The sequence below is a fragment of the Neisseria sp. P0022.S010 genome (genome assembly GCF_051956635.1).
The window spans coordinates 1-447 of record NZ_JBQCXF010000903.1; the positions used below are offsets into that span (position 1 = coordinate 1).

1 pseudogene is annotated in these 447 nt (G+C 55.7%); it reads left to right on the forward strand.

Features of this window, described 5'->3' with window-relative positions:
* Nucleotides 1-447 (forward strand): annotated as a pseudogene (locus tag ACTHUT_RS22025) (rod shape-determining protein); the annotation flags it as partial.

Here is a 447-nt window from a genome sequence, read left to right on the forward strand (position 1 = left end):
CCGATTGAAGATGCGGCAGGTTCGATGATTGTCGATATTGGCGGCGGCACTACTGAAATCGGTATTCTTTCACGGGGCGGTATGGCCTCTTCTGCTTCCGTCCGCGCAGCCGGTGACGAATTCGATAAAAGCATCATCCATGACCTGCGCCGTCATCGCGGTGGCTTAATCGGCGAGGCGACGGCAGAAGAATTGAAGAAACAAATCGGATCAGCCTCGGGCTGTGAAACCGAAACAGCCATGCGCATTAAAGGCCGCGACCTGGCCGAAGGTACGCCTAAATCCTTGGCGGTTACGTCGAATGAAATCCGTTAAGCATTGAGTGAAACGGTAAATCAAATCATCCTCGCCGTCCGTCCGGCTTTGGAACAAGCTCCGCCCGAACTGGCCGGCGATATTGCCGACCGAGGTATTATGCTGACCGGCGGCGGTGCGCTTCTGCACGGT